This is a genomic window from Paenibacillus ihbetae, from assembly GCF_002741055.1.
GTDB lineage: Bacteria > Bacillota > Bacilli > Paenibacillales > Paenibacillaceae > Paenibacillus_AQ > Paenibacillus_AQ ihbetae.
On sequence record NZ_CP016809.1, the window covers coordinates 308,703 to 331,345 of the forward strand.

The 22,643-nt window shown below is 50.0% G+C and carries 18 protein-coding genes; 1 reads left to right on the forward strand and 17 read right to left on the reverse strand.

Translation table 11 applies throughout. The features are described 5' to 3' along the window. Nucleotides 1-4: 4 nt before the first annotated feature. The 10 genes from BBD41_RS01320 to BBD41_RS01370 all read right to left on the reverse strand — a co-directional run bounded on the left by BBD41_RS01320 (nt 5) and on the right by BBD41_RS01370 (nt 9,754). Complete coding sequence (locus BBD41_RS01320; RefSeq protein WP_099476455.1) at nt 5-1,249, reverse strand: PTS sugar transporter subunit IIC; 1,245 nt, start codon at nt 1,247-1,249, stop codon at nt 5-7. 213 nt (nt 1,250-1,462) lie between these two features. After that, complete coding sequence (locus tag BBD41_RS01325) at nt 1,463-3,892, reverse strand: GH39 family glycosyl hydrolase (RefSeq protein WP_237086991.1); 2,430 nt, start codon at nt 3,890-3,892, stop codon at nt 1,463-1,465. A gap of 282 nt (nt 3,893-4,174) precedes the next feature. Continuing rightward, entirely contained in the window at nt 4,175-4,468 is a 294-nt protein-coding gene (locus tag BBD41_RS01335) for a YfzA family protein (protein WP_077565946.1), read from the reverse strand. Between the two features lie 108 nt (nt 4,469-4,576). After that, a complete protein-coding gene (locus BBD41_RS01340; protein ID WP_077565944.1) occupies nt 4,577-5,203 on the reverse strand; it encodes an ABC-2 transporter permease in 627 nt (208 codons plus the stop codon). Further along, nucleotides 5,196-6,062 (reverse strand): ABC transporter ATP-binding protein, encoded by an 867-nt coding sequence (locus tag BBD41_RS01345; protein WP_099476458.1) that lies wholly within the window; start codon nt 6,060-6,062, stop codon nt 5,196-5,198. The genes BBD41_RS01340 and BBD41_RS01345 overlap by 8 nt, the downstream gene beginning before the upstream one ends. Beyond that, the gene (locus tag BBD41_RS01350; RefSeq protein ID WP_099476459.1) at nt 6,059-6,442 is read right to left on the reverse strand and encodes a GntR family transcriptional regulator; all 384 of its coding nucleotides are present in this window, start codon (nt 6,440-6,442) and stop codon (nt 6,059-6,061) included. Before BBD41_RS01350 ends, BBD41_RS01345 begins: the two co-directional genes overlap by 4 nt. Nucleotides 6,443-6,670: 228 nt before the next feature. Then, nucleotides 6,671-7,129: a DUF2269 family protein gene (locus tag BBD41_RS01355; RefSeq protein ID WP_099476460.1), complete on the reverse strand. Its 459-nt coding sequence runs from the start codon at nt 7,127-7,129 to the stop codon at nt 6,671-6,673. 21 nt (nt 7,130-7,150) lie between these two features. Beyond that, nucleotides 7,151-7,762 (reverse strand): NAD(P)-dependent oxidoreductase, encoded by a 612-nt coding sequence (locus tag BBD41_RS01360; protein ID WP_157929253.1) that lies wholly within the window; start codon nt 7,760-7,762, stop codon nt 7,151-7,153. 28 nt (nt 7,763-7,790) lie between these two features. Further along, nucleotides 7,791-8,243, reverse strand: coding sequence for a MarR family winged helix-turn-helix transcriptional regulator (locus BBD41_RS01365; RefSeq protein WP_099476462.1), 453 nt, complete (start codon nt 8,241-8,243; stop codon nt 7,791-7,793). Nucleotides 8,244-8,467: 224 nt separating this feature from the next. Further along, nucleotides 8,468-9,754: an adenylosuccinate synthase gene (locus BBD41_RS01370; RefSeq protein ID WP_099476463.1), complete on the reverse strand. Its 1,287-nt coding sequence runs from the start codon at nt 9,752-9,754 to the stop codon at nt 8,468-8,470. A gap of 111 nt (nt 9,755-9,865) precedes the next feature. Between BBD41_RS01370 and BBD41_RS01375 the strand changes: the two genes are divergently transcribed. After that, on the forward strand, nt 9,866-10,744 hold the full coding sequence (locus tag BBD41_RS01375) for a LysR family transcriptional regulator (RefSeq protein WP_099476464.1): 879 nt from the start codon (nt 9,866-9,868) through the stop codon (nt 10,742-10,744). Nucleotides 10,745-10,788: 44 nt separating this feature from the next. On the opposite strand, the gene BBD41_RS01380 is transcribed toward BBD41_RS01375, so the two are convergent. From BBD41_RS01380 to BBD41_RS01410, 7 genes are all read right to left on the reverse strand, one after another. Next, the gene (locus BBD41_RS01380) at nt 10,789-11,682 is read right to left on the reverse strand and encodes an alpha/beta hydrolase (RefSeq protein WP_157929254.1); all 894 of its coding nucleotides are present in this window, start codon (nt 11,680-11,682) and stop codon (nt 10,789-10,791) included. A gap of 321 nt (nt 11,683-12,003) precedes the next feature. Next, entirely contained in the window at nt 12,004-13,944 is a 1,941-nt protein-coding gene (locus BBD41_RS01385) for a beta-N-acetylhexosaminidase (protein WP_099476466.1), read from the reverse strand. 69 nt (nt 13,945-14,013) lie between these two features. After that, nucleotides 14,014-16,239 (reverse strand): beta-glucosidase family protein, encoded by a 2,226-nt coding sequence (locus BBD41_RS01390; RefSeq protein ID WP_099480402.1) that lies wholly within the window; start codon nt 16,237-16,239, stop codon nt 14,014-14,016. Nucleotides 16,240-16,274: 35 nt separating this feature from the next. Then, nucleotides 16,275-18,821 carry a glycoside hydrolase family 3 N-terminal domain-containing protein gene (locus BBD41_RS01395; RefSeq protein ID WP_099476467.1) on the reverse strand — a complete coding sequence of 849 codons (2,547 nt, stop codon included), beginning with the start codon at nt 18,819-18,821 and terminating at the stop codon, nt 16,275-16,277. Between the two features lie 47 nt (nt 18,822-18,868). Then, complete coding sequence (locus BBD41_RS01400; protein ID WP_099476468.1) at nt 18,869-19,753, reverse strand: carbohydrate ABC transporter permease; 885 nt, start codon at nt 19,751-19,753, stop codon at nt 18,869-18,871. Between the two features lie 12 nt (nt 19,754-19,765). Continuing rightward, nucleotides 19,766-20,635, reverse strand: a complete 870-nt coding sequence (locus BBD41_RS01405; RefSeq protein ID WP_099480403.1) for an ABC transporter permease — start codon at nt 20,633-20,635, stop codon at nt 19,766-19,768. Nucleotides 20,636-21,029: 394 nt separating this feature from the next. Beyond that, complete coding sequence (locus BBD41_RS01410; protein WP_099476469.1) at nt 21,030-22,544, reverse strand: ABC transporter substrate-binding protein; 1,515 nt, start codon at nt 22,542-22,544, stop codon at nt 21,030-21,032. Nucleotides 22,545-22,643: the final 99 nt, after the last annotated feature.

The following is a 22,643-nucleotide window of genomic DNA, read 5'->3' on the forward strand; positions in this document are numbered from 1 at the left end:
TCCTTTATACATGACTTGTTGAGCTTGCTTCCCGCTCTTTCTTAAGTTCTTGCGCATCATACAGCTTGAAGAACGGAAACCATACCGCGAATACAATCAATAAGACAACGGCCAGAAGAACAAGACCGCCGAGTCCGGACATCATGTAGGTAGACAGCCCGATCGGGGTATACCACAATTGAAAGATTTGGCTTGGAATTCTCGCCAGCCCCATATCGAGCGCCAAATACACAATGATCGGCGTTATAAGACCATTAATCCACATCGGAACCATGAGCAGCGGGTTGAAAGCAACCGCTCCGTAGACGACCGGCTCGTTAATATTAAACAGGGAGGGGATAATCGTCGCTTTACCGACGGACTTCAGCTTTTTCGATCTGGCAAGCAGGAACCAGACGGCGAGCGGCAAAGTAGCTCCCATACCTCCGATGCCCAGCCATCCCGAGAAAAAGGTTTCAAAGGTATTGATATTGACCGGGTCCAGTCCTTTTGCTACTAGAGCGGCATTCTCCTCGATAGCCGGAATCCAAATGGTATACCATATCGGCATCAACACCCACGGGCTGACCCCGAAGGAGTACAGAACAACGCCGATAAAGTTAAACAATACGAACCCGATGAGACTTTGCCCCACAGCATTAAGAGGTTCAAATGCATTTACGATGAGTGCAAAAATATCAAAGTGGAGCTGGTAAACCAGGACCCATCCTGTAGTTAAAATGATCGCGATCGGAATGAGAAAATCGAACCATTCCTTAATGAACTCAGGAAGCGAGCTCTCTGTTTTAAAGAAGGAGTATTTACCGCAGACATTCATGATCACCGCTACGAAGACGCCCACAAGCAGTGCTGTAATCATGCCCGTCGCGCCAAAGCGTTCAAGGATAAATTTGACCGTCCCATCCTCGTTCATGGTCGGGTTAAGCAGCATGATGAATAAAGATAAGCCGGTCATACCTGCCAGCAGCTTGATTTTGTGGCGCTCCCTCTTTTCCATGACCATATAAGGCGTTAAGAACGAAATAAATAAACCTAGCAGACCAAAGCTAAATGTCGTGATCGGTGATAGATCCGGCATCCCCGGAAAGAAATCCTTTAATATCGAAATCAACGTAATCATCGAGCCGATAAATATCATCGGAATCGCGACCATAATGGCGTCTTGAATAGATGAAACCCAAGCATTGTTCGTAAACGCCTCCAATCGAGGCGCAAACGATTCTGTCATCCATTTCATGAAACGCTTCATCTTGTTTTCCCTCCTGTCATTCTTGTGCGGCTGTATCTTTAGTATAGGGCCTCCGTGGCAACGCTTTCTTGTTTTAAGTTGTCGTGAAGGGGGGCATATTTTGCCTAGTTCGTCTCTTCCGTTCTAGCTTGTGTATCACTCTTGAAAATAAACAGCAAAAAACACCCCTTTTAATAAAAAGGGATGTCTTGTTGATCCAAGATTCGATTCAAACTAATACTGCCGGTCCAATGTTAGCAGCATGACGCCATGGGGCGGAAGTACAATTTCTTTACGCCAGTTATCCTGCTGGAGGAGCTCTGTCCGAATGACAGGCCCGCTTCGTTTATTAAGATAGGCGAGCTCTTCCTCCGAGAGGAATTCGGGAGCTCCCATGTCAATCCATTCGTCAAACACCGATCCATGCTGCCGGTCCAACCAATAACTGGTACATTTAAAGGTTCCGGTAAGCCCGCTTAGCGACAGCTCGAAGTTTCGGTTTCCTTTTTCCTCAAACACATCGTAACGGTTCGTGCTGGACAGTTCGGACCAGTCGCCGCTTGAAAACAGGGGATCCACATGTACGTAGTGATAGAACAGAAACTGCATGCTGCCATCCCTGGTTCGCGTTCCCACATAACCATCCCCTCGCACCAGAAGCTCATCGCCCAGCTTTTGCAATAGCTCTAAGGCATAATAGCTCGGCTTTTTGAGCCCGTCCCGGTTGATCAAGCCAAATCCTCCGTAGAACGGTGAAGTCGGCACCGTGCTTTCTTCGAAGACGTCGGTAAAGGACCAGAAGGCCAATGCTTTCACCGCGCCCAGCGTGTTCATCGCATGATAAATGACAAAAGGGGCCATAAACATCGTATCATGCAGCAAGTTGCGGTCGTACATGGAGAAATTCCATTCCGTGATATGAAGCTCCACGTCGCCATAGGCGGCGGCTTCCATTTTCCCCCGCAAGCGGTCAATGCTTTCCCTATAAAATGAAGGGGGCATGATCTTGGTCAGATGCTCCCTTTCTTCCTTAAGCCGAGGGTATTCCGAATAAATATGGAACGAAAAAAAGTCGAGAGGCACTTCCTGTTCCCTGCAATAATCCATAAACTCATCCGCCCAAGGATCATTCCATAACGATCCATAGCCCATCGCAGGTCCCCCTGTCCTCAGCTGAGGCCAGACCGATTTGATCGCCCGAACCGTCGATGCATAAAAAGCAAAGTATTCCTCCTTGCTTCCGGCCCAGCACACCCCGGACAAATCCGGTTCATTCCATACCTCGAAGTACCAGCTTTCCACTTCCTTCGCCCCATATCGATTCAGGCAGTGGCGCACGAACTCCCGCACCAGCGCGTCCCACTTGGTTTGATCGGCAGGCGGTGAAATATTTCCTCTCCACCAGAATATCGTTTCCTTGGAACGGGCAAGCTGGCTCGGCATGAAGCTGAGCTCGACGAACGGCTTCACTCCCTGCTCCAGGAGAAAATCATACAGCTTGTCGACATATGACCAATTATATACAGGAGCTCCGTCTTCTTTCTCACTGTACACCATCATTTCATCGTTAAATACGCCGTGGAAACGGATATACCGGAACGGAATATGCCCTTTTAGTTCACGCAGCTGCCGGCGCCAGTCTTCCCTTAACCCTTCGATTGCCCTGCCTGCGGTTGTCGTGACATTCCAATGCTGTTCATATCTTGCCGAGGGCCCATCGGCTTGGATCTCGATCAACTGCCGCTCCGGCGCAAGCCGAGATGATGGGTTTAGCGCATCGAGCTTCGTGTCCGCTCTAGCATCCAGATACCGATATAACGTCCCCATGGCATTCCATGTATCCATCTCGTAATAGTCGCCGCTTGAGGATTCATCGTAAGTTAACGGCTTGCGGTCCGGCCGATCGGCTGCTTCGGCAAGCAAGGCATCACGATAGGAGCTCGGGGTGCAGCCGTACTTTTCTTTAAAATATTTATTAAACAGCTTCACGTTGGCAAAGCCGCAATCGAGCGCGATTTCCGTTATGCTTTTCTCGCTTCCGGCAAGCTGGGCTAGCGCCTTCTCCAGGCGAACCAACGTCAAATACTTCTGGAAGGGGATGCCGATTTTATCCGTAAAGAAGTGCGAGAAATAATGCAGGCTCAAATGCTCCAGATCTGCCATGGTCTGAAGCGTAATCTTCTCATTATAATGCTGGTTTACATACGTAAGGACCCTGTTCAGCCTCTTATAGTCGTACTCTCTGCTGCCCTCTTCGGCTGCGGGATTCGTTCCATCCGCAAAATACCGCAGCAGACCGCCGCACAACGTTTGCAAGGTTCCCATCGTGTAGCTTTGGTAACCCGGTGCCTTCTTGTTGATCTCCCATACCATCTGCGCGAGATTTTGCTTGATGACCTGCAGCTGCCGGTTCTGCTCCGGATCCGCAGCAGAATTGCACGATATAAACGCTTGATTGTTCAACCATTCAGGACCAAACTGCAGCGTTAGCAGCACATTATCTTGGCTTGTCCGCTCGATTTGATGCACCGACATGCTGTTCACGACAATGACATCATCCTCATGGAGCGTATACTGCTTCTGATCAAGGTACATGATGACGGAGCCTTGGAGAACATAGACGATTTCCACCTCTTTATGCCAGTGAAAATGAATATGCTTCACGCTGTTCACGAAGAGCTTGATCGGCAGATCTTCCTGATGCTCTATAAATTCATAAAGGTAGCGAATATGCTGCTCCTCCCTTCATACAGCCTATTATACGCACATTTTTTCAAGGATATCAAAGCCGCTAGGCCTCGCAATGAGAAAAGGACACCCATACAACCTCCTGGAATGTCCTTTCATAATACCTTTGAAAATCGGGATATAGATGATGTACTAGAAGTAGAAGCCCCCCCATATTGACCTAGAACTGGAGCACTTGCTCCTTCTCTTGCAGCGCGTTCATTTTCTGGTTGATAGATCCTTCACGGCCCCTATTAGGCCTGCCGGAAGCAGCGTAACGGCAATGATTGCGGTGAATAGATTATGCGAAGCTGTTCTATAAGGCGTGAACCATTCCGTAAATAGCTTGGCTTGCGAAAGGTCTTCAAACAAGGACCCTTCCTTCACTTTAACCGGCGTCCACGAAGCATGATCGAAGGCGATGAATAGCAGCTGCAGAACAACAAGTCCTGCAAGAATAAACATCCACTCTTTTCTGCGATAAGACCGGCTTGTATGTGATGTATCTTTCATAATGCGTAATCTCCTTTAAAAGTAAAAAGTTGACCGCCGTTTGCAGCAAAAGCTAGGTTCGGCAAAAAAAGGCCGGGACAATGCGAAGGCATGGCATGGCACAGCTTCTTACATGTCCTTTCTCGAGAACAGGGTGACCGCCACATAATAGGAAGCGATGAATAGCAGCAAGATACCGGCTGCAGCCATAAACAATACATTATTGCTCATCATGTGATTCTCGTTCAGCAATGTCATCATGAACGCAGTGGGCTGTGCCATAATAATGAGCGCGATTAAAAAGACAGCGTTAATGATGCCGGCTCCTTTTTTACTAAGTGCATAGAAAAGAGGCATGTATATGGAAGTTAATACTAGCAGTATCCCCATTGGGACCAGGATGTCCAACACCGTATAATCCGGCTTGTTAAGCTGCGGGAATGCAAGCTTTACAAACCAGTGAATACCCAAGGAACCAAGGACGCCGAACAGCATAAACAGGATCGCCGTGATGTATTTCGCCTGTACAATATGCTTGCGGCTGACCGGCAGCGTGACCAGAAAATGATGATTATTGTTCTTGATATCGATCATCGTCACAAGACTAACGGAGGCGAATGCAGTATAGATTCCGACAAAGTAAAGCGAGAATTCGCTCCGTGGTATAAGGGCAGCACTGAACACCGCCAGATAAAATAAAGTCATCCATAAGGAGCTTTTTAAGGCGATAAAGTCCTTGCGCAGCAGATTAAGCATGAACCCGCCCTCCTTTGGCCGTGAAATACATGATGTCTTCCAGGGACGGGGTTTCCAATACTGCGTGAGTCCCGAACAATTGTGAAGCGTTGTGCCTGTTATCGACTAACCCCTCAAAACCGACGGCTGTCTCTCGAATCCCGATAAATTCTTTTCGAATATCCGAATCAAGCAGCCGTATATCCCCCTTTACGAGCGCGTATCGCTCAAGCACATCTTCCTTCGCTTCATTAAATACAATCTTCCCGCGATTGATGAAGGTAATATAGTCCGCGATTCGGTCCAGATCCGTCGTGATATGGGTCGAGAAAATGATGGAATTCCTCTCGTTCTGCATCATATCCGCAAGCAGATCAAGCATCTCCCTCCTAAAGACCGGATCGAGACCAGAAGTCGGCTCATCCATAATAAGAAGCTCGGCCTCATGCGATAGAGCAACGGCAAGGGCAAACTTGATCTTCATTCCTTTGGATAGATCCCCGATCTTCTTCTTGGGAGACAGCTCGAATTGGTCGAGATAGCCCTTAAACTTGCTGTCATTCCACTTGTGGTAGAAAGGAGCGACCAGCTTTTTCGTATCATGAATCGTCAGATGCTCATAGTAGAAGCAGTCATCCGATACGATCCCGATCCGCTGCTTGATGTCAATTTCTTGTTTAGGCATTTCGCAGCCTAGTATTTTCACGCTTCCGGAATCCGGACGGACGATGCCCAGCATCATCTTGATCAAAGTGCTCTTGCCTACGCCGTTCGGACCAATCAGGCCGGTAATATATCCTTGCTTAACATCCAAAGATACATCATCGACGGTGAATAGCGGGTATGCTTTGGTTAGGTTTCGTATTTCTATGGCATTCATGGCGTCTGTTCCTCCTCAAACAATAATGTCAGATGATCAATGACATCCTGCTGACTCATGCTTAATTCCTTGCTTTCCCGAATGACTTCCATCATTTTCTCTTCCAATCGTTTCATTCGCTGCTCCCGTATAAAATCTTTATTTGCCCCGGATACAAAGCATCCTTTGCCTACAACCGTGTCAATGAGCTGCTCCTTCTCGAGCTCTTCATAAGCGCGCTTAGTTGTAATTACGCTAACCTGCAGATCCTTGGCCAGCTGCCGTATCGAGGGGAGGCTATCGCCGGCCTTCAATTCACCGTTCAGGATGCTCTGGCGGATCTGATTCATGATCTGTATGTAAATCGGATCGCTCGATGCGTTAGACAAAATAATGTTGATGACCGCTCACCTCATTTCCGTTAATTGAGTATATACTGTATATATATAACATATACACTTTGGATCACCTTGTCAATTCATCATGAGTCATGTAGTCAATATCGGATGATACCTATACCGGCACCATAGAATAATAAAGCCAAGCCTAGAGCAATTATGGTTAACCAGCAGTCAAAATAAAAAAAGCCGCGAGGTTTCGCGACTTGATCCGGGTATATCCTTGCATCTCTAGAATACGGGCTTAATGATCATAAGAAGAATGATTGCGATGGCCATTAGATTTGCAAGCATATCGCGGGCTTGTTTCTTCCGGAACAGCTGCTTGTATTCCTGAGAAACTTCTCCCGAGGTTGACTGGCTCGCGATCTGATGAAGTCTTTTTAAGATCGGTTCAACGACCAGAATCGCGTAAAAGCCTGAGATTAGGAACAGCACAATCGACGCAATGTACCACATCTGCCGAAACAAGTAGGGGCTCATCCAGCCCAAAATCAAGCCCGTGACGAGGAGGATGCCGAAGGACAGATTCGCATTTTTGTTCAGCTTCTCCACGATGTGGTGAGCATACCGCAGCTGATCAGCCGTCTTCGCTCTTCTCAGAATCATATTGAATAAGAACACCGGACCAACACCGAAGATGGCCGAAGAAATATGAATGACTAACAGGGATAGATACAGGTAATCCATGGCGATTTCGTTTCCTCCTTGTTACTTGCCCCAAGTTACACTATAAATACCTCGATCGTTTGTATCCTGCGTTACGGCCTCCACCAATGCAGCGGCTAAATCCGCTCGGCAAATTTGATACGGGCCTGTGGTAAAATCGTTCCCACGTTCCTGGATTCGCCAACGACCCGTGGCGGGTTTGTCGTTTAGCTGCGTCGGCCGATAAATCGTCCAGTTCAAGCTGCAATTCCGGATCACGTGCTCCGCTTCGTTCAGCTGCCCCATTTCCCGGCGAAAGATCCATCTCGCTACGGGAACGGTAGGCCATGGTCGCTTGGCTTCAAGCAGGTATGAACTGACAAACACCAGCCTCCCGACCTCGGCTACTTCCATAGCCTTAATGATATTTCGCATGACTTTGGCGACATTGGCTTTCCCGCCTACGATCGCAATCACTCCATCGCTACCGCTGATTGCTTGCTGGAGGTCGGACAGATGGACTCCATCTCCGGTGACGATCTGGTTTATACCTGGATTCGTGCTTAACAAGCTCGGCCGTCTTGTGAACGCGACCAGCTCATATCCTCTGGCGATGCCGTTCCTTAAAACCTCCAGTCCGGTTGGACTCGTTGAGCCGATTACGGTTATACGCATATGCTTCCCCCATATCATTCAAGCATGATTAACGATTGGATTGAGCGTGCTTGTCAAAATTGTTCAACACCATCTTCAGCAGCCGCATGAATTCGCCATATTCCTCTACGGACATCCCTTCGATGCCAATTTCCATCACCTCCGCTAATGCCTCCTCAATCTTCGGCACGACAGCCTTTCCCGCATCCGTAAGAAAAAGTTGATGGTTGCGTAAATCCGCGGGATCCATCTCTTTGCGAACATAGCCTTCGAGCTCCAGCTTACGGATCGCCTTTGCCGTCGTGGTCTTGTCTAGCAGCAGCTGCTCGCTCAGCGCCTTCTGATTCATCCCTTCCTTCCGGGACAGCATCAATAAAAACATATGCTGACCAAAGCCCAGCTGAAGAGCAGCGAGCCGTGGAGAAAGCAATAATTGCAAATGGCGATTAAGTGCTGTAACTTCTTTTCCGTATGCTCCATGTTGAAGAACTTCAGGTTTCATGTACTTCGACTCCATTAGTTTTATTTGCCAACTACATACATAATAACTGTATTTAGTTGGTTTATGCAACTATTATTTCATCACAATGTGTCAGGTTGAAGTATTGATTCATTATTTAACGTAAAGAAAAAGGTTTCTTAGCGTGTAAAACAAAAAGTCGCCTGCATTGGCGACTTTTGATGATTTTTATATTGGGTAAATGGATTAGTTGCGGGGCGAACGTACTATACATCTCTTGCTATTAATTGCTCCCGCTTAGGTCCTACGGAAACATAAGTTACTTTCACATTGACCGCTGATTCAACGAAGTCGACGTATTGCTGGGCATTATGAGGTAACTCATCAAAAGACTTTGCAGCAGAGATATCGCATTTCCACCCGGGATAGTAATCAAATATCGGTTGGACATGATCCAGCTGTGCACTCACCGGAAACTGATCCGTGATCGTACCGTCCTGCAGCTTATAGCCAACGCAGACCGGAATCTGATCCAGGTACCCGAGTACATCCAGGTTCGTCAATGCGACCTGATTAGCTCCCTGCACCATGCATCCATAACGAGTTGCGACCACATCAAACCAACCTACTCGTCTCGGACGCCCCGTCGTAACTCCATATTCTCCGGCGTCTCCGCCTCGTCTGCGCAATTCTTCAGCAGCTGGTCCATCCAATTCCGATATAAACGGACCAGCACCCACACAGCTTGAGTAGGCTTTTACAACTGCAATTATATTTGTAATGGCATAAGTCGACAGGCCGGCACCTACAGGGGCGAAGCCTGCTAACGTTGACGAAGAAGTGGAATATGGATAAATTCCATGATCCGGGTCGCGAAGTGCCCCAAGCTGCCCTTCCAACAATATACTTTCTCCCTTGGCAAGAGCATCATGAAGCATTCTGGATGTGTCCCTGATAAAGGGCCGTAATTTTTCGGCTTGGTTTAAGATTTCATCCATCATTACATCCATCTGGATCGGTTGATGGTGATATAAATGCTCAAGAAGGATGTTCTTCGTTTCTAGTATGTGCTCTAATCGATTCCGAAGTCTTGATTCATTGAATAGGTCCGATACCTGTATCCCCAGTTTTGCATATTTGTCTGAATAAAAGGGTGCAATTCCTCTCTTCGTTGATCCAAAACTTCGTTCGCCCAGTCTCTCCTCTTCTAATTGATCAAACAAGCGGTGAATCGGAAGTACGATTTGTGTCCGATCCGATATACATAACTTTGGCTCTGGAACACCTTTTAGAAGCAGCTCTTCTTGTTCTTTAAAAAACGATTCAACATCTAAAGCAACTCCAGGACCAATAACATTCATAACATTGGGATTGAAAACGCCAGATGGCAGCATGTGTAGAGCAAATTTGCCGTAGTCATTAATAATTGTGTGCCCTGCATTACTCCCGCCTTGATACCGAACGACATATGATGATTTTGCCGCAAGCACATCGGTCATTTTACCTTTACCTTCATCTCCCCAGTTCGCACCAACAATAACCGTAACCGCCATCGTTTATCTCCTTCACACTTGTTTTTCTTTACGGTAATCATTATAATCTCCCGTATGATCATAAATAAAATTGATATTAATAATGACAGGCATAAGAAGGAGTAATATAAATTGCAATTCAATATGGAATGGTACCGCGCTTTTTACTGGACTGCTAAGCTGGGCAGTTTAACAAAGGCCGCTCAAAAGCTCCACATTACACAACCTGCGATTAGTCATACGCTCAAACAACTGGAGGGGAGTCTTGGTGGCCCGTTATTTTTTCGAACAGCGAAAGGTGTAACTTTAACATCCGAGGGAAAGGTTTTATACAACTACATTGAACAAGCATTTCATTTAATCGATTCCGGGGAAAAGAAAATTTCCGAAATGCACGAATTATCCTCTGGTTCAATCAGCATTGGGGCAAGCGATACGTTGTGTAAGTACTATTTACTCCCGCATCTGGAGAGATTTCATAAACAATATCCGGACATTCGAATCCATGTTACCAATCGAACGACGCCTGAAACGATTACCCTATTGAAAGAGGGGAAGATCGACTTCGGAATCGTAAATTTACCAGGGACAGACCCGCATATTAATATTCGAACAAGTACGGCGATTCAAGATTGTCTTGTTGGAAATCAGAAGTATTCTGATATCGCCAAAAAGACGATTACATTACCTGAGCTTGGAAATTACCCGCTGTTACTCCTGGAATCAGGAAGTCATACTCGCACATTTCTTGATCATTACGCGTTATCAAATGGCGTTAAGCTGATTCCAGAGTTTGAGCTGGGTAGCCTCGATCTGCTGGTCCAGTTCGCTCAAAGAGGCTTTGGTCTTACTTTCATGATTCGTGAGTTTATCACTGAGGAATTGACATTGGGAAAACTCATTGAGATCCCACTGGATCCACCAATCCCCGTACGACACGTTGGTGTAGCCACCCTAAGAGGCGTACCACTTTCTGCTGCTTCCAAACGTTTTCTGGATTTCTTGCCGTAACCTTTGCATTCACCAGTTGAAATCTGCAAATAAATACAGCAATTTCACGTGAAGCTTCGCCGGAGAAAATCGATCTGATCGGCAATAATCTGTTCCCGGATACCAGGCTCGTAAAATTCGAAATGCGAAACGGGGTAGGCCTTAACCTCAGCATGGGGGATGCTTCTAATAAGCTCTTCCGTTTGGGGGCCCTGTGTTTCCCGATCGTACTCGCCATAGCAAATTAGAACAGCGGCTTCGATTTTATTCGCAGCATGGCTTGGCTTATATTTGATCATTTCAACAATCCCGCGTGGAGCGACTTCGTTTCGCCAGGTTTTGGATTGCATGCCGGCAATCGTTTTGGCCGCTTCATCCCCTGTCATCACTGCGAGCTCCCCTTTTGATCCGACAGCGGGAATATACAGCGGGGAGAGCCCCTTCTGTCCACGCCTCCAGTCCTTGCGGATGATGTGCAGAAGCTTCAAGGTTTGCCATAAGGAACGCCCGCTTTGTTTAGGAAATCCATTGAACGGGATTTGAGCAATGACTGCAGCGATTTCCTTCGACTTAGCAGCTACCGAGATGACATGCCCGCCTCCGAGCGATGAGCCCCATAATCCTAAGCGAGTTTTGTCCACTTGCGGATGCTCCTTAATGAAACGTATCGCTGATAGAAAATCCTCCTGCTGCCCCGGAACGCTCACCAACTGCCTTGGCTCGCCTTCACTTTCCCCAAGATGGCGATAGTCGAAGGTAAAGGCGTGATACCCCGCTTCTGCCAAAGCCGTTGCGACCGCAATCATACTTGGCGTATCCTGCGTCCCGCCGAAGCCTGCCCCCATAATGATACAAGGCTTCGGACTTGCCGATGGTTTGCGGTACAAATAACCGAGGCACGCAGCTTCGCCGCTCCTGAAATCCAGTTTTTCCTTAACTATGCTTGCCATGCTCACCATTTGACTCGCCTCCCTTTGCTTCATTTTCTTGTTAGTACGTTCGTCAATCATCTTGTATGCAAAAATATCATGGGCCATCGGTCTGAAAAGCTCTGTTGCCATCCGATAGAGCGTCGAAAGATACTTATAACCTTCATCAGTATTTGACAATCAACTCCAACCGTCACTCGTGTTTAAGAGGTCCACCGGCGAATTCTAGCTGGCCTATAATACAAAAAAGCCGCCAATTGGCGGCTTTTTCAAGAAATTTATTACATTCATTATCCAGCGGCATTCCACTCCAATTCACAAACAATATTCATAGGTTCTGCGAACAATTATTTACTGAGCCGTCAAAATCTCTTCATACTGGGCAAGCAGTCTGTACAGTGCTGTATTGCTTGCTGCCAGCCCTCCCTCCCTATTGCGGATCCGCCATAGTCTGTTAAACTCATCGAGCGCTGTCTCGAGGTCAGCTTTCAGCCCGATCAGGCAGCGCCGCTCATCCTCAGCTCCAGTCATATCGATCCGGCACATATATCGGTGAATCCCAACCGCCTGTTCGATCAACCTCAGGGTATTCCTCAGCTCGTCTGTAATGACATTGGCATCGGGAGCTTGAAGATCAAGTCTTTCCAGCTGTTCTTTACGCTTCTCCAGCCAATCCAGGATGTCACGGTATTGAAAATCCAGCTGAAACGGGTTGGCCGTCTCACCATTAAGCTCTGCAAATATCCGCAAAAACAAGCTAAGCTCTTTCACCAGCTGCTCCCGGCTCTTTAATCCGCGGGTCAGCAAAGCACTCAGATAGGTACCGTTATCGAGCGAGCTGTTCTCCAAATGGTAGTACCGTCCCAATTCCATCAGGAAATGCCCGATCTCACCGCTGGCGTCTTTAAATACGTACTCCGACAGATAGCTCTCCAACTCATTTTCCCGTTGCAGATTACCCTCCGTATACCAGCTTAACCCGGCTGCGTAGGCATACCCCGGATAGCTGATCGCCGGCACCTGCCAATGTCCGTTATCGCCCCAGTCGGTCACGATAAGCCCACCGGCTCCGTGTTTCCGGCCTTGAATTGCTGCGTCGGCGATATTGTTCAGCATGTTGTCGGTTCGTCCCGACAGGGAGGACCAGGAGCTCGTTCCGGGACAGACGTAATAGGAGATTCCGTTCTTTTGGAGCATGCTGCAATGCTCGGCAAAGGAAATGCTGCTGTCATAATTCCAATCGAGGATCGTCACATCGTCCGGGATCCGTCTGGCTGCTTCCGGATGGCGGGTCAATACATCTCCCCACATCATCGCTCTCTTTCCATGGCTTCGAACGATCTCAATCACGCCCTCTGCATACTCCATATACAGCGGACCCAATCCGATTGCAGCGCAGCGCTCCTTGCTTTTGCCGGACCCAAGACCAAACGGCTCATCCAAATTGATGTTCACCCAATCGGATGTGAACGCCGGCAGCAATTCGTCAAACATCCCCCGGATTAAATCTAGGGAACGCGGGTCAACCGGATTCAAAGTGGTGGGAGGGAACGTCAACCGAAACGGAGCTTCAATCGGCATTCCGTCCGGATGCTCCGCAAGCTCACGGTACGCAGGTTTGCTCAGCCAGTCTCCCATGTGACCCAGACAATTCTGGTTCGGCACGAGATCGATAAATCGACTCGCAGCGTATGCATCCAATCTCCGGAATTCTTCCGCAGTCATTGGCGTGCTTTCAGGGAACGCCGTCTTATGCTGTTCATATTCGAAACAGTATCCCTCCATATACAGCTGCAGATGATTCAGCTTTAACCTCTCCATCTGGTCAATCAGCTGGAACAGCTCGGTCAGCTTCGGAATTTTGCTCCGTCCGATATCCAGCATCAAGCCGCGCACCGGGTAATCGGGCTCATCTTCTATTCGGAAGCAACTCCATGTAAGGCCTTGGCGAGAAAGAAGCTGCTCCAAGGTAACCACCGCATAATTCAACCCGGCCGGTTGACTGTATTCGATATGGAGACCCGTTTCATCCCATTGCAGCACATAGCCTTCTTGGTGTAATCCTTCCTTTAAAGAGACCCTTATATGAACGGGCGTATCTGTGTAAGCAGCTTGCCGGGAAGAGTCTGCCAGTGCCTGTTCCAATCGACCATTCAGTCTCACCCGCTCCATATCTGCAACGGCTCGTTCCTGAATGTCATACGTAACGCTGGCTGACCAGCTTCTCTGTCCACCCAACCATTTCACCAGACGCGGCATTGGATACAGCGGCATGAGTTGCTCTTGTTTCATCGAATCAATGACACTTCCTTTCCCTCTTTCGACCACGCGAGGAGCAATTTCATATGATGGCTGTACCAATCAGCTATTCAGAAAGTCAATGAGGTCATTCAGCTGCTTTTCTGTTGTTTTGCCGCCGCTGAACGATAACAAGCCGCGCAATGGCAGGGCATCCAGGAACGCCCGGAACATTTCCGCATGGGAACTGTCTTCAATGGCGGATGCAAACGGAAGCTTGCCGATAAAATCCTCTACGAAAGCCGCGCCTTTGGCGGTCATTTTCAAGTCCGATACGGTAGAGTTGCGATGGAATACGATCTTTCGCACGGTTGTGGATTGTACTTCAACGATCTCCGTAAGGACGATGTCACGGGAGGACTTGCCGATTCGAATTTCAAATTTGCCGCTCTCGACGACCCAGTCCTTCAGCTCAACGTCATAATAGGCGAAGCTTCTGCGATCCAGCTCGAAGGTAACGGTCTTTGCTTCACCCGGCGCCAATTCCACCTTGTCAAAGCTTTTCAGCTCCTGTTCAGGCCGAATCACGCTGCTCTCCATATCATGCACATAGAGCTGAACGATCTCCTTGCCAAGTCGGGCTCCCGTATTCATCACATCAACGGTAACGGTGAGCTTCTCTCGATCTTTCAGCTGCTTTTTATCAACCGTCAGATTCGAGTATTCGAATGTGGTGTAGCTCAGCCCGTGCCCGAAAGGAAACAGGGGAGCCAGCTTTTTCGAGTCATAATAGCGGTACCCGACAAACAAACCTTCACGGTATTCGACACGGTCGCCTTCCCCCGGAAAAAACAAGTACGAGGGATTGTCGCTCAGCCTAACCGGGAACGTCTCGGCCAGCTTTCCGGACGGATTCGCGTCACCGAACAGAATGTCGGCGATTGCTCCGCCAAGCGCCTGCCCGCCCAGATACGCCTCCAGCACCGCCTTGGCTTCTCCAAGCCACGGCATTTCCACTGGTGCGCCGTTGCTGAGCACCACTGCCAGATTCGGCTGCACCTTTGCTACTGCTTCGATCAGAGCGATCTGATTCGGCGGAATCCGCAGATGCTTCCGGTCGAAGCCTTCCGATTCATAACGGTTTGGCAGCCCGGCAAAGACTACGGCAACGCTAGCCTCGGATACGAGGGCAAGCGCTTCCTGAAGCAGCTGCGGGTCAATGTCCTCTTCGTTCAGTTTATAGCCGGGCGCGTAACGGATCTTCGCATCGCCAGCCGATGCCTCTAATTCCTCTAAGATATCGTCCAGCCGGGTCGGACGAATCTTGGAGCTGCCACTGCCCTGATAGCGCGGCTCTTTAGCTAATTCGCCGATGACGGCAATGCGGCCGCTTCGGGCCAAAGGCAGCAGTCCGCCTTCATTTTTAAGCAGCACCATACTCTCTTGAGCCACCTCGCGAGCCAGACGGTGATGCTCCGCCTGATCTACGGCCGCATCAGGCTTTCGCTGATCTACGGCCTTGAAGATCACGGCAAGCAGACGCTCCACCGCAGCGTCCAGCTTGGATTCGGGCAGCTGGCCGTTTCTTACGGCTTCTACAATTTTCGCATCCCCCTCGCCGTGGCTTGACGGCATCTCCAGCTCCATTCCGGCAGCAAGTGCCTTGGCCCGCTCATTAACCGCACCCCAGTCCGAAATGACAAAGCCGTCATGGCCCCATTCGTTTTTCAAAATATCGGTCAGCAGCGTCTCATTCTCGGAAGCAAATTCTCCGTTCACTTTATTGTAGGAGCACATCACCGTCCACGGCTGTGCTTGCTTGACGGCGCCCTCAAAGCTCGCCAAATAAATTTCACGCAGTGTCCGCTCGTCGACCACCGAGTCCGACGTCATCCGCCGATGCTCCTGGTTGTTGGCCGCAAAATGCTTGAGTGAGGTCCCGACCCCTTGACTCTGCACCCCTCTGATATGGTAAGTCGCCATCTCGGATGATAAATAAGGGTCCTCAGAGAAATACTCAAAGTTTCGTCCGCACAGGGGCGAACGCTTGATATTAGCCCCTGGCCCCAGCAGTACGGCTACGTTCTCCGCCTGGCATTCTCTGCCCAGCGCTTCGCCCATCCGGTAGATCAAGTCACGGTTCCATGAGCTCGCTACGCCCGCCGCCGACGGAAAACATGTTGCAGGCACGCTGTCGAACAAGCCCAGATGGTCGGCCGAGGCCCGCTGCTTGCGAAGCCCGTGCGGTCCGTCCGTCACCATAACGGATGGAATGCCCAACCGCTCGATCCCTTTCGTATGCCAATTGTCCTTACCGGAGCAAAGACTAGCCTTCTCCTCCAAGGTCATCTGCGAAACCAGTGCCTTCAAATCCCGCTGATCGCTCAATTCAATTCCTCCCCGTTATGATTCAATTCATCCAGCAATTCAAACTCTAACTCATCCGATAGATCCCGGCTGCTGGAGCCGATGTATACCTTGAATGTGCCGGGCTCAGCCGCGTAGCCGGAAGCCGGCGACCAGAACGTCAATTGCTCGACTTTAATCGTAAACGTAACCTCCCGGCTCTCTCCCGGTTCCAGCCATACTTTCTGGAAGCCCTTCAGCTCTTTAACCGGTCTTACAATACTCCCGCAGCAGTCCTGAATGTACATCTGAACGGTTTCCTCCCCGGAAACACCGCCCGTATTCGTCACATTCACCGTGACCGTAATCGTATCGTCCGCCGTCATTTCGCGTCGGTCCAGGGTGATATCCGATATATCGAAAGTCGTATAGCTCAGCCCATATCCGAATGGATATAACGGGTCATTCGGTCCGTCCAAGTATTTGGATATGAATTTATCCTTTCCATTCGTATCAGTTACCGGTCTGCCGGTGTTAAAGCTGTTGTAGTATACCGGCACCTGCCCGATGCGGGCAGGAAAGCTCATCGTCAGCTTCCCTGACGGGTTGTAATCTCCTGTCAACACGTCTGCGATGGCGTGACCTGCCTGCGAGCCTAGGAACCAGGTTTCCAGAATGGCATCGACATGCCGGTCATACCAGTCCAGGACCAGCGGACGTCCGTTCGTCAGGACAAGAACCGTCGGTTTGCCTTCCGCGATCACGGCTTCCGCCAGCCGCTGCTGCGCCTCGGGAATGATGACATCCATGCGGGAAGCGGCTTCACCCGACATATCGCTGCTCTCACCCAGCGCCAGGACGACGATATCGGCCTCTCTCGCCTGCATGATTGCAGCCTCGATTCCGCCGTCAATCGCTTTATTCACGCCGCTGCCTTGAGCGTAGAGGAGACGCTCCGCGGGGATGCCCTTCTCCAGCAGACCTTCGTACAGGGTCACCGTTTCATGGCCGTACCGGGAGAACTGCCACGGTCCGAGCAGGTCCTTGCTATCGGCAAACGGGCCAATCAGCGCAATTTTGCCGGTATCCTTTGCCAGCGGGAGCACCCCGTTATTTTTGAGCAGAACGGCCGATTTGCGCGCCAACTCCAGACTTGCTTGCAGATGCGCTTCGTTAAAGTGGTATTCCATTTCTTTCTCAGGGCGAATATATCGATATGGGTCGTCCATTATACCGGTTTTGTACTTCACATATAAAATGCGGCGAACAGCATCATCGATTTGCCGTTCGCTCACCTGGCCTTCCTTAACGAGCGCGGGAAGATGATCGAAAGCACGCGTCACCATTTCGATGTCCATCGTGGCATGAACTGCTTTTAGCGCAGCCTCCTTCGTATCCTTCGCGTGTCCGTGAATCCGAATCTCGTCAACCGAGCCGTAATCGGAAATCAGGATTCCGTCAAAGCCCAGCTCTTCCCGCAGCAGCTCTTTCAGGACGAACATATTAGCCGCAACCGGGACGCCCTGATAAATATTAAAGGCGTTCATTACCGAGCCGGCTCCCGCTTCCAGTGCAGCCTTAAACGGCGGAAGGTACACGTTTCGCAGCGTGCCCTCCGAGATGTCCACACTGTTATAATCCCTGCCGGCTTCTGCTGCACCATAGGCAATGAAGTGCTTCAGGCAGGCGACCAGCGTCTCTTCGTTATGCAGAGACGCTCCTTGGTACCCTGCAACTTGAGCTTTGGCAATTAACGCCCCTAAAAACGGATCCTCGCCGGCTCCTTCCGATACTCTGCCCCAGCGGGCATCACGGGTAATGTCGATCATCGGGCCGTGATTGAATATCGTACCGGAAGCGCTGGCCTCCTTAGCGGCGATCGCGCACGCTTCTTGGATCGCTTCCATGTCCCAGCTGCAGGACCATGCCAGCGGAATTGGAAAAATGGTCTGCGAGCCGTGGATGACGTCCGCATGAAACAGCAGCGGAATGCCGTGCGGCGATTGCTCGACGGCTATTCTCTGCAATTCATATACTCTTGTAATGTCAAACGCTCCCAGTACCGATCCTGCCCTGCCCTCGGCAATCAGCTTCTCGGGCGGGTCGGATTCCACGGCATTCCCGAAGGAGAAATTGGAGGCCTGGCACTGGCACATTTGACCAACCTTCTCCTCCAGCGACATGTCGGCAAGCAATGCTTCCACTGCCTCTGCAATCTCTTCGTCCGTACGCTCCCGTACCCCGCTCTTTCGATGCACCGCTGCTTCCTCCAGCAAGGATTGCGCTAGATAGGGACCCCGCCCCCTTTCACCTTGAAGGGGGAAGCTCCCGAACGAGGGGATGCGAAGCTCGCCGGTGAACGAATCCCCGTCGAACGACAGCTGGACGGAAAGATCCTCATCCGGCTTCCAAAACACTTTCCCCAGTCCCCGTAGTTGGCTGCCCTGCACCGTAACGTCGGGGAATGAGAGCGGTACCGGAAGGGGCTCCATGACGGCATCGAGGGTGTAGTCTGCTTTTTTGCTGATTTTAAACTGTATTTTCATTCGCGGTTTGTCGATGATGCAATGCCAATTTCCTATCATTTCGACTTCACTCCTGTCCTTGGTCATCTTGTTTTATACGTTCTGGTTCAGCCCTTTACCGCACCGATCGTCATGCCTTTAACAAAGTATTTCTGGAAGAACGGATAGGCGACGAGGATCGGCAGGACGCCGATGACGGCCACGGCCATCCGGAATGTCTCGCTTGGCAGCTGCTCCAGTGCATTCCCTGAATTCATGCTGCTGTTGCGGGTCAAATACTGGATATCGCTCATTATCCGGTTCAGAAGATTTTGCAGGCTGAACAGCTCCGGATCCGTTACAAAGACCAATCCGTTATTCCAGTCGTTCCAGTATGCCAGCCCCTGGAACATGCCGACCGTCGCCATAATCGGCAGCGACAGCGGCAGAATGATCTTGTAATACATCCTGAACTCCCCGGCACCGTCCATGCTGGCCGATTCCAGCACCGCCGAAGGGATCGTGGTGGCAAAGAAGGTCCGCATCAGCAGCACGTTGAAGCCATTCATGAGCAGCCAGGGGATCAACAGGGCAAGCAGCGTGTTTTTCAAATCGAACAGCTGGGTATAGACCAGATAGGTCGGAACCAGTCCCCCGTTAAACAGCAGCGTAAAGAACACGATGAACGACAGCACGACGCCGCCGGGAAGATCCTTGCGGGATAGCGGATAGGCCAGCAGCGAAGTCATGACAAGGCTTGCGCTCGTGCCGATCACCGTAATCAGGATGGTAATCCCGTATGCATGAAGGATCTGTGCCGATTCTCTCCATAAATATTCATAAGCGCCAAGGCTTAACTTGGAGGGAAAGAACGAGTAGCCCTCAACCGCAATCGTGTGGTCATCCGTGATTGAAGAGATAAACAGCAGGACGAACGGAAGAATACACGCCAGGGAAAAAACAATCAGAATGATATGCGCAGCCCATTGCAGGCCGCGGGATTCGTTTTTCATATGGATCGCTCCTTAGAACAAAGCATTGTCTATATCAATTTTCCGCACGACATAATTGGACACCAGTACGAGAACGAAGCCGACCAGCGACTGATAGAACCCCGCCGCCGAGGACATCCCGATATCGCCGAGCTGCATTAACCCGCGGAATACGTAAGTATCGATGACGTTGGTGGTGGAGAATAAAGCTCCGGAATCCATCGGCACCTGGTAGAACAATCCGAAGTCGGAATAGAAGATGCGCCCGATGCCTAGCAGTGTCAAGATGGTAATCACCGGCGTAATCATCGGCAGCGTAATCTTGCGGATCTGCATCCATTTGGAGGCCCCGTCCAGCTTAGCGGCCTCGTAATATTCCGGATCGATGCCGATGATGGCGGCAAGATATACGATGCAGGAATATCCCGCTGCCTTCCAGATATGGACGAAGGTCAGAATAAACGGCCAATATTTCGGCTCGGCATACCATGAAATCGGGTCAAGCCCAAGCGCCGGCAGCAGCGTCTTGTTCACCATTCCGGTGTTCACGCTGAACATGGCGTACACCAGGTAGCTGACAATAATGATGGAGATGAGAAACGGCAAGATGATGACGCTTTGATAAAAGCGGGATGCCACCTTATTTCGGATCTCGTTCAGCAAAATCGCGATGCCGACCGAAACGATCAAACCGAGCACGATAAACGCAGCATTATATAGAATCGTGTTTCTCGTGATGATGAACGCATCATCGGTCTTGAACAGGTACTCAAAGTTTTTGAAGCCGATCCAGTCACTGTCCCATATCCCTTTGCTGTAGTTCACGTCCTTGAAAGCAATGCTTAGACCGAACAGCGGCAAATAATTGTTAATGAGCAGGTAGATAAGCCCCGGCAACATCATGATGTATAGCGGAATGTACTTCCGTAGGGATCTGCGTCCCTTACGGCGTGTTGTACTTGTCACCGCACTTCCCCCCTTCTGCGGCTTTATAGCCGTATCTATACCTTCATTTTAAAGAGCGGACAGCCGGGTCACTACCGCTTAAACGACTTCACATTTGTGCTTTCCCGACTTCAGCGTCAGTTGAGTTGAACCAAGGACAGAAAACGGCGCTGGATCATCCCTGTTCCCTTGGATGCGCTATGCCAGCAAGAAAAAAGCAGGCTGCCAAGGATATAGCCTTGCGCAGCCTGCCGTTCATGCTTTACTTGATCAATGAGCTTAATAACATGTCCCCTTCACTATATAAAATAGAAACGGTCACGGGGTAACCCGTGACCGAACACATGATGTTTTACTTTACGCCGTTGGTTTTAGCCCACTCATCCAATTGCTTCTGCTTCTCCGCAATAATCTTATCGATTCCGGCCGATTTCAATTTGGAAATGAACTCCGGCAAAATCTCCTCCGGGTCTACACTGCCTGTCTCCAGCGGCATTTTATATTGCGTAATGACGTTGCTTACGGCTGCATACTCGGTCTTCACCGGAGAAGCATCAAACAGGAAGCCCATCGCTTTCGAGCGCTTGGAGCTCTTGTTGAATTCATCCATCTTGGACCAAATTTCCGGATCGTCGCCATTCATGACATAAGACAGGAACTGATTCCCGAACAGCCAGCCAAGCGGCATTTTATAACCCACCGAGTTGTAATCAACACCCTCCGGATAATCGATCACATTGTCAAAGCCGTCCACCTTTACATAATGGGTCCCTTCGATTCCCCAGTCATACAGGTTCACGATATCCTTGTCGGTGTACATCAGATTCAAAAATTCCATCGCTTTCTCAGGGTTTTCGGAATTGACCGGAATGCCCCACATCGCGCCCGTTACGGTGCTCGTCGTAGCTACAGGAGGTACGAGCTCTGCAGTGACCAGTTCGAGCCCGGACAGCTTCTTCTCGCTTTCCGCGAAGCCGGGTTTTTGCATAGCCATATAGGCAAAGGCTTTGCCAGCCTTGATCATGTCAAACCGCGTTGCCTGCGTAGTGGCCATATCCTGTGGAATCAGCCCGTCCTGATACCAACCGCGAATCTTCTTGACAAAGTCGGCATATTCCTTCGTTTCGTAATAATTGACAATCTTAAGGCCGTTATCATAATTTGGAAGAACACCGATCGTGTCATTCAGACTATCGTAGTTGACATAATTCTCTCGGAACGATTGCCCCGCAGCACCGGTAACCAGCGGTGTCATGGTAGGACCTTCTCCTTCCTTGACCTTCCGCAGCACGGCTTCCACGTCATCGAGCGTCTTGATCGAGGCAACATCGATTTTGTATTTATCAACCAGCTCCTTGCTCATCGTCAGCCCATAGCTGGCCGCCAAATCCCGCACCGTCGGCGTTCCGTATATCTCGCCGCCGATGCGCGTGGCTTGCAAATAATCTTTACCCAAGGCGTCGGCGATCCCCTGGCCATGCTGCTCAAGCAATTGATCCAGAGGCTTCAGCTGACCTTTCGCCACGATATTGCTGAAGTTGTAGCCGGATAAGTATAGCAGATCCATTTTCTCATCGCTTGCAAACATCAGATTGGTCTGCTGCTCCCAGTCTCCAACCGAGATATGCTCAAATTTGACCTTGGCCTGGATCTTCTCGGCCGTGATCTTGTTAATGGCCTCCTCGACCTGCTGCATGTCCTTCGGGATGGAGCCTGCCACCGGCAGCACGACCGTCAGCTCCGTGAGGTCCTTTTGTTCACCTGCCGCCTCGCTGCCTTGCTCGGCTGCTTTACCGCCTCCGCAGGCTGACATGACAAGAACGGCGCTCAAGAGCATCGAGGTTAGTCCGACAATTGATTTTTTCATTTGTTCCCCCGCCTTTTGTGAATGTTGTGTTTCTAGCTCTATTGTAAGAGGGGTTGCTTTCTTGCACTGCTCCTATCACGACTTTTCACTGTCACTTTG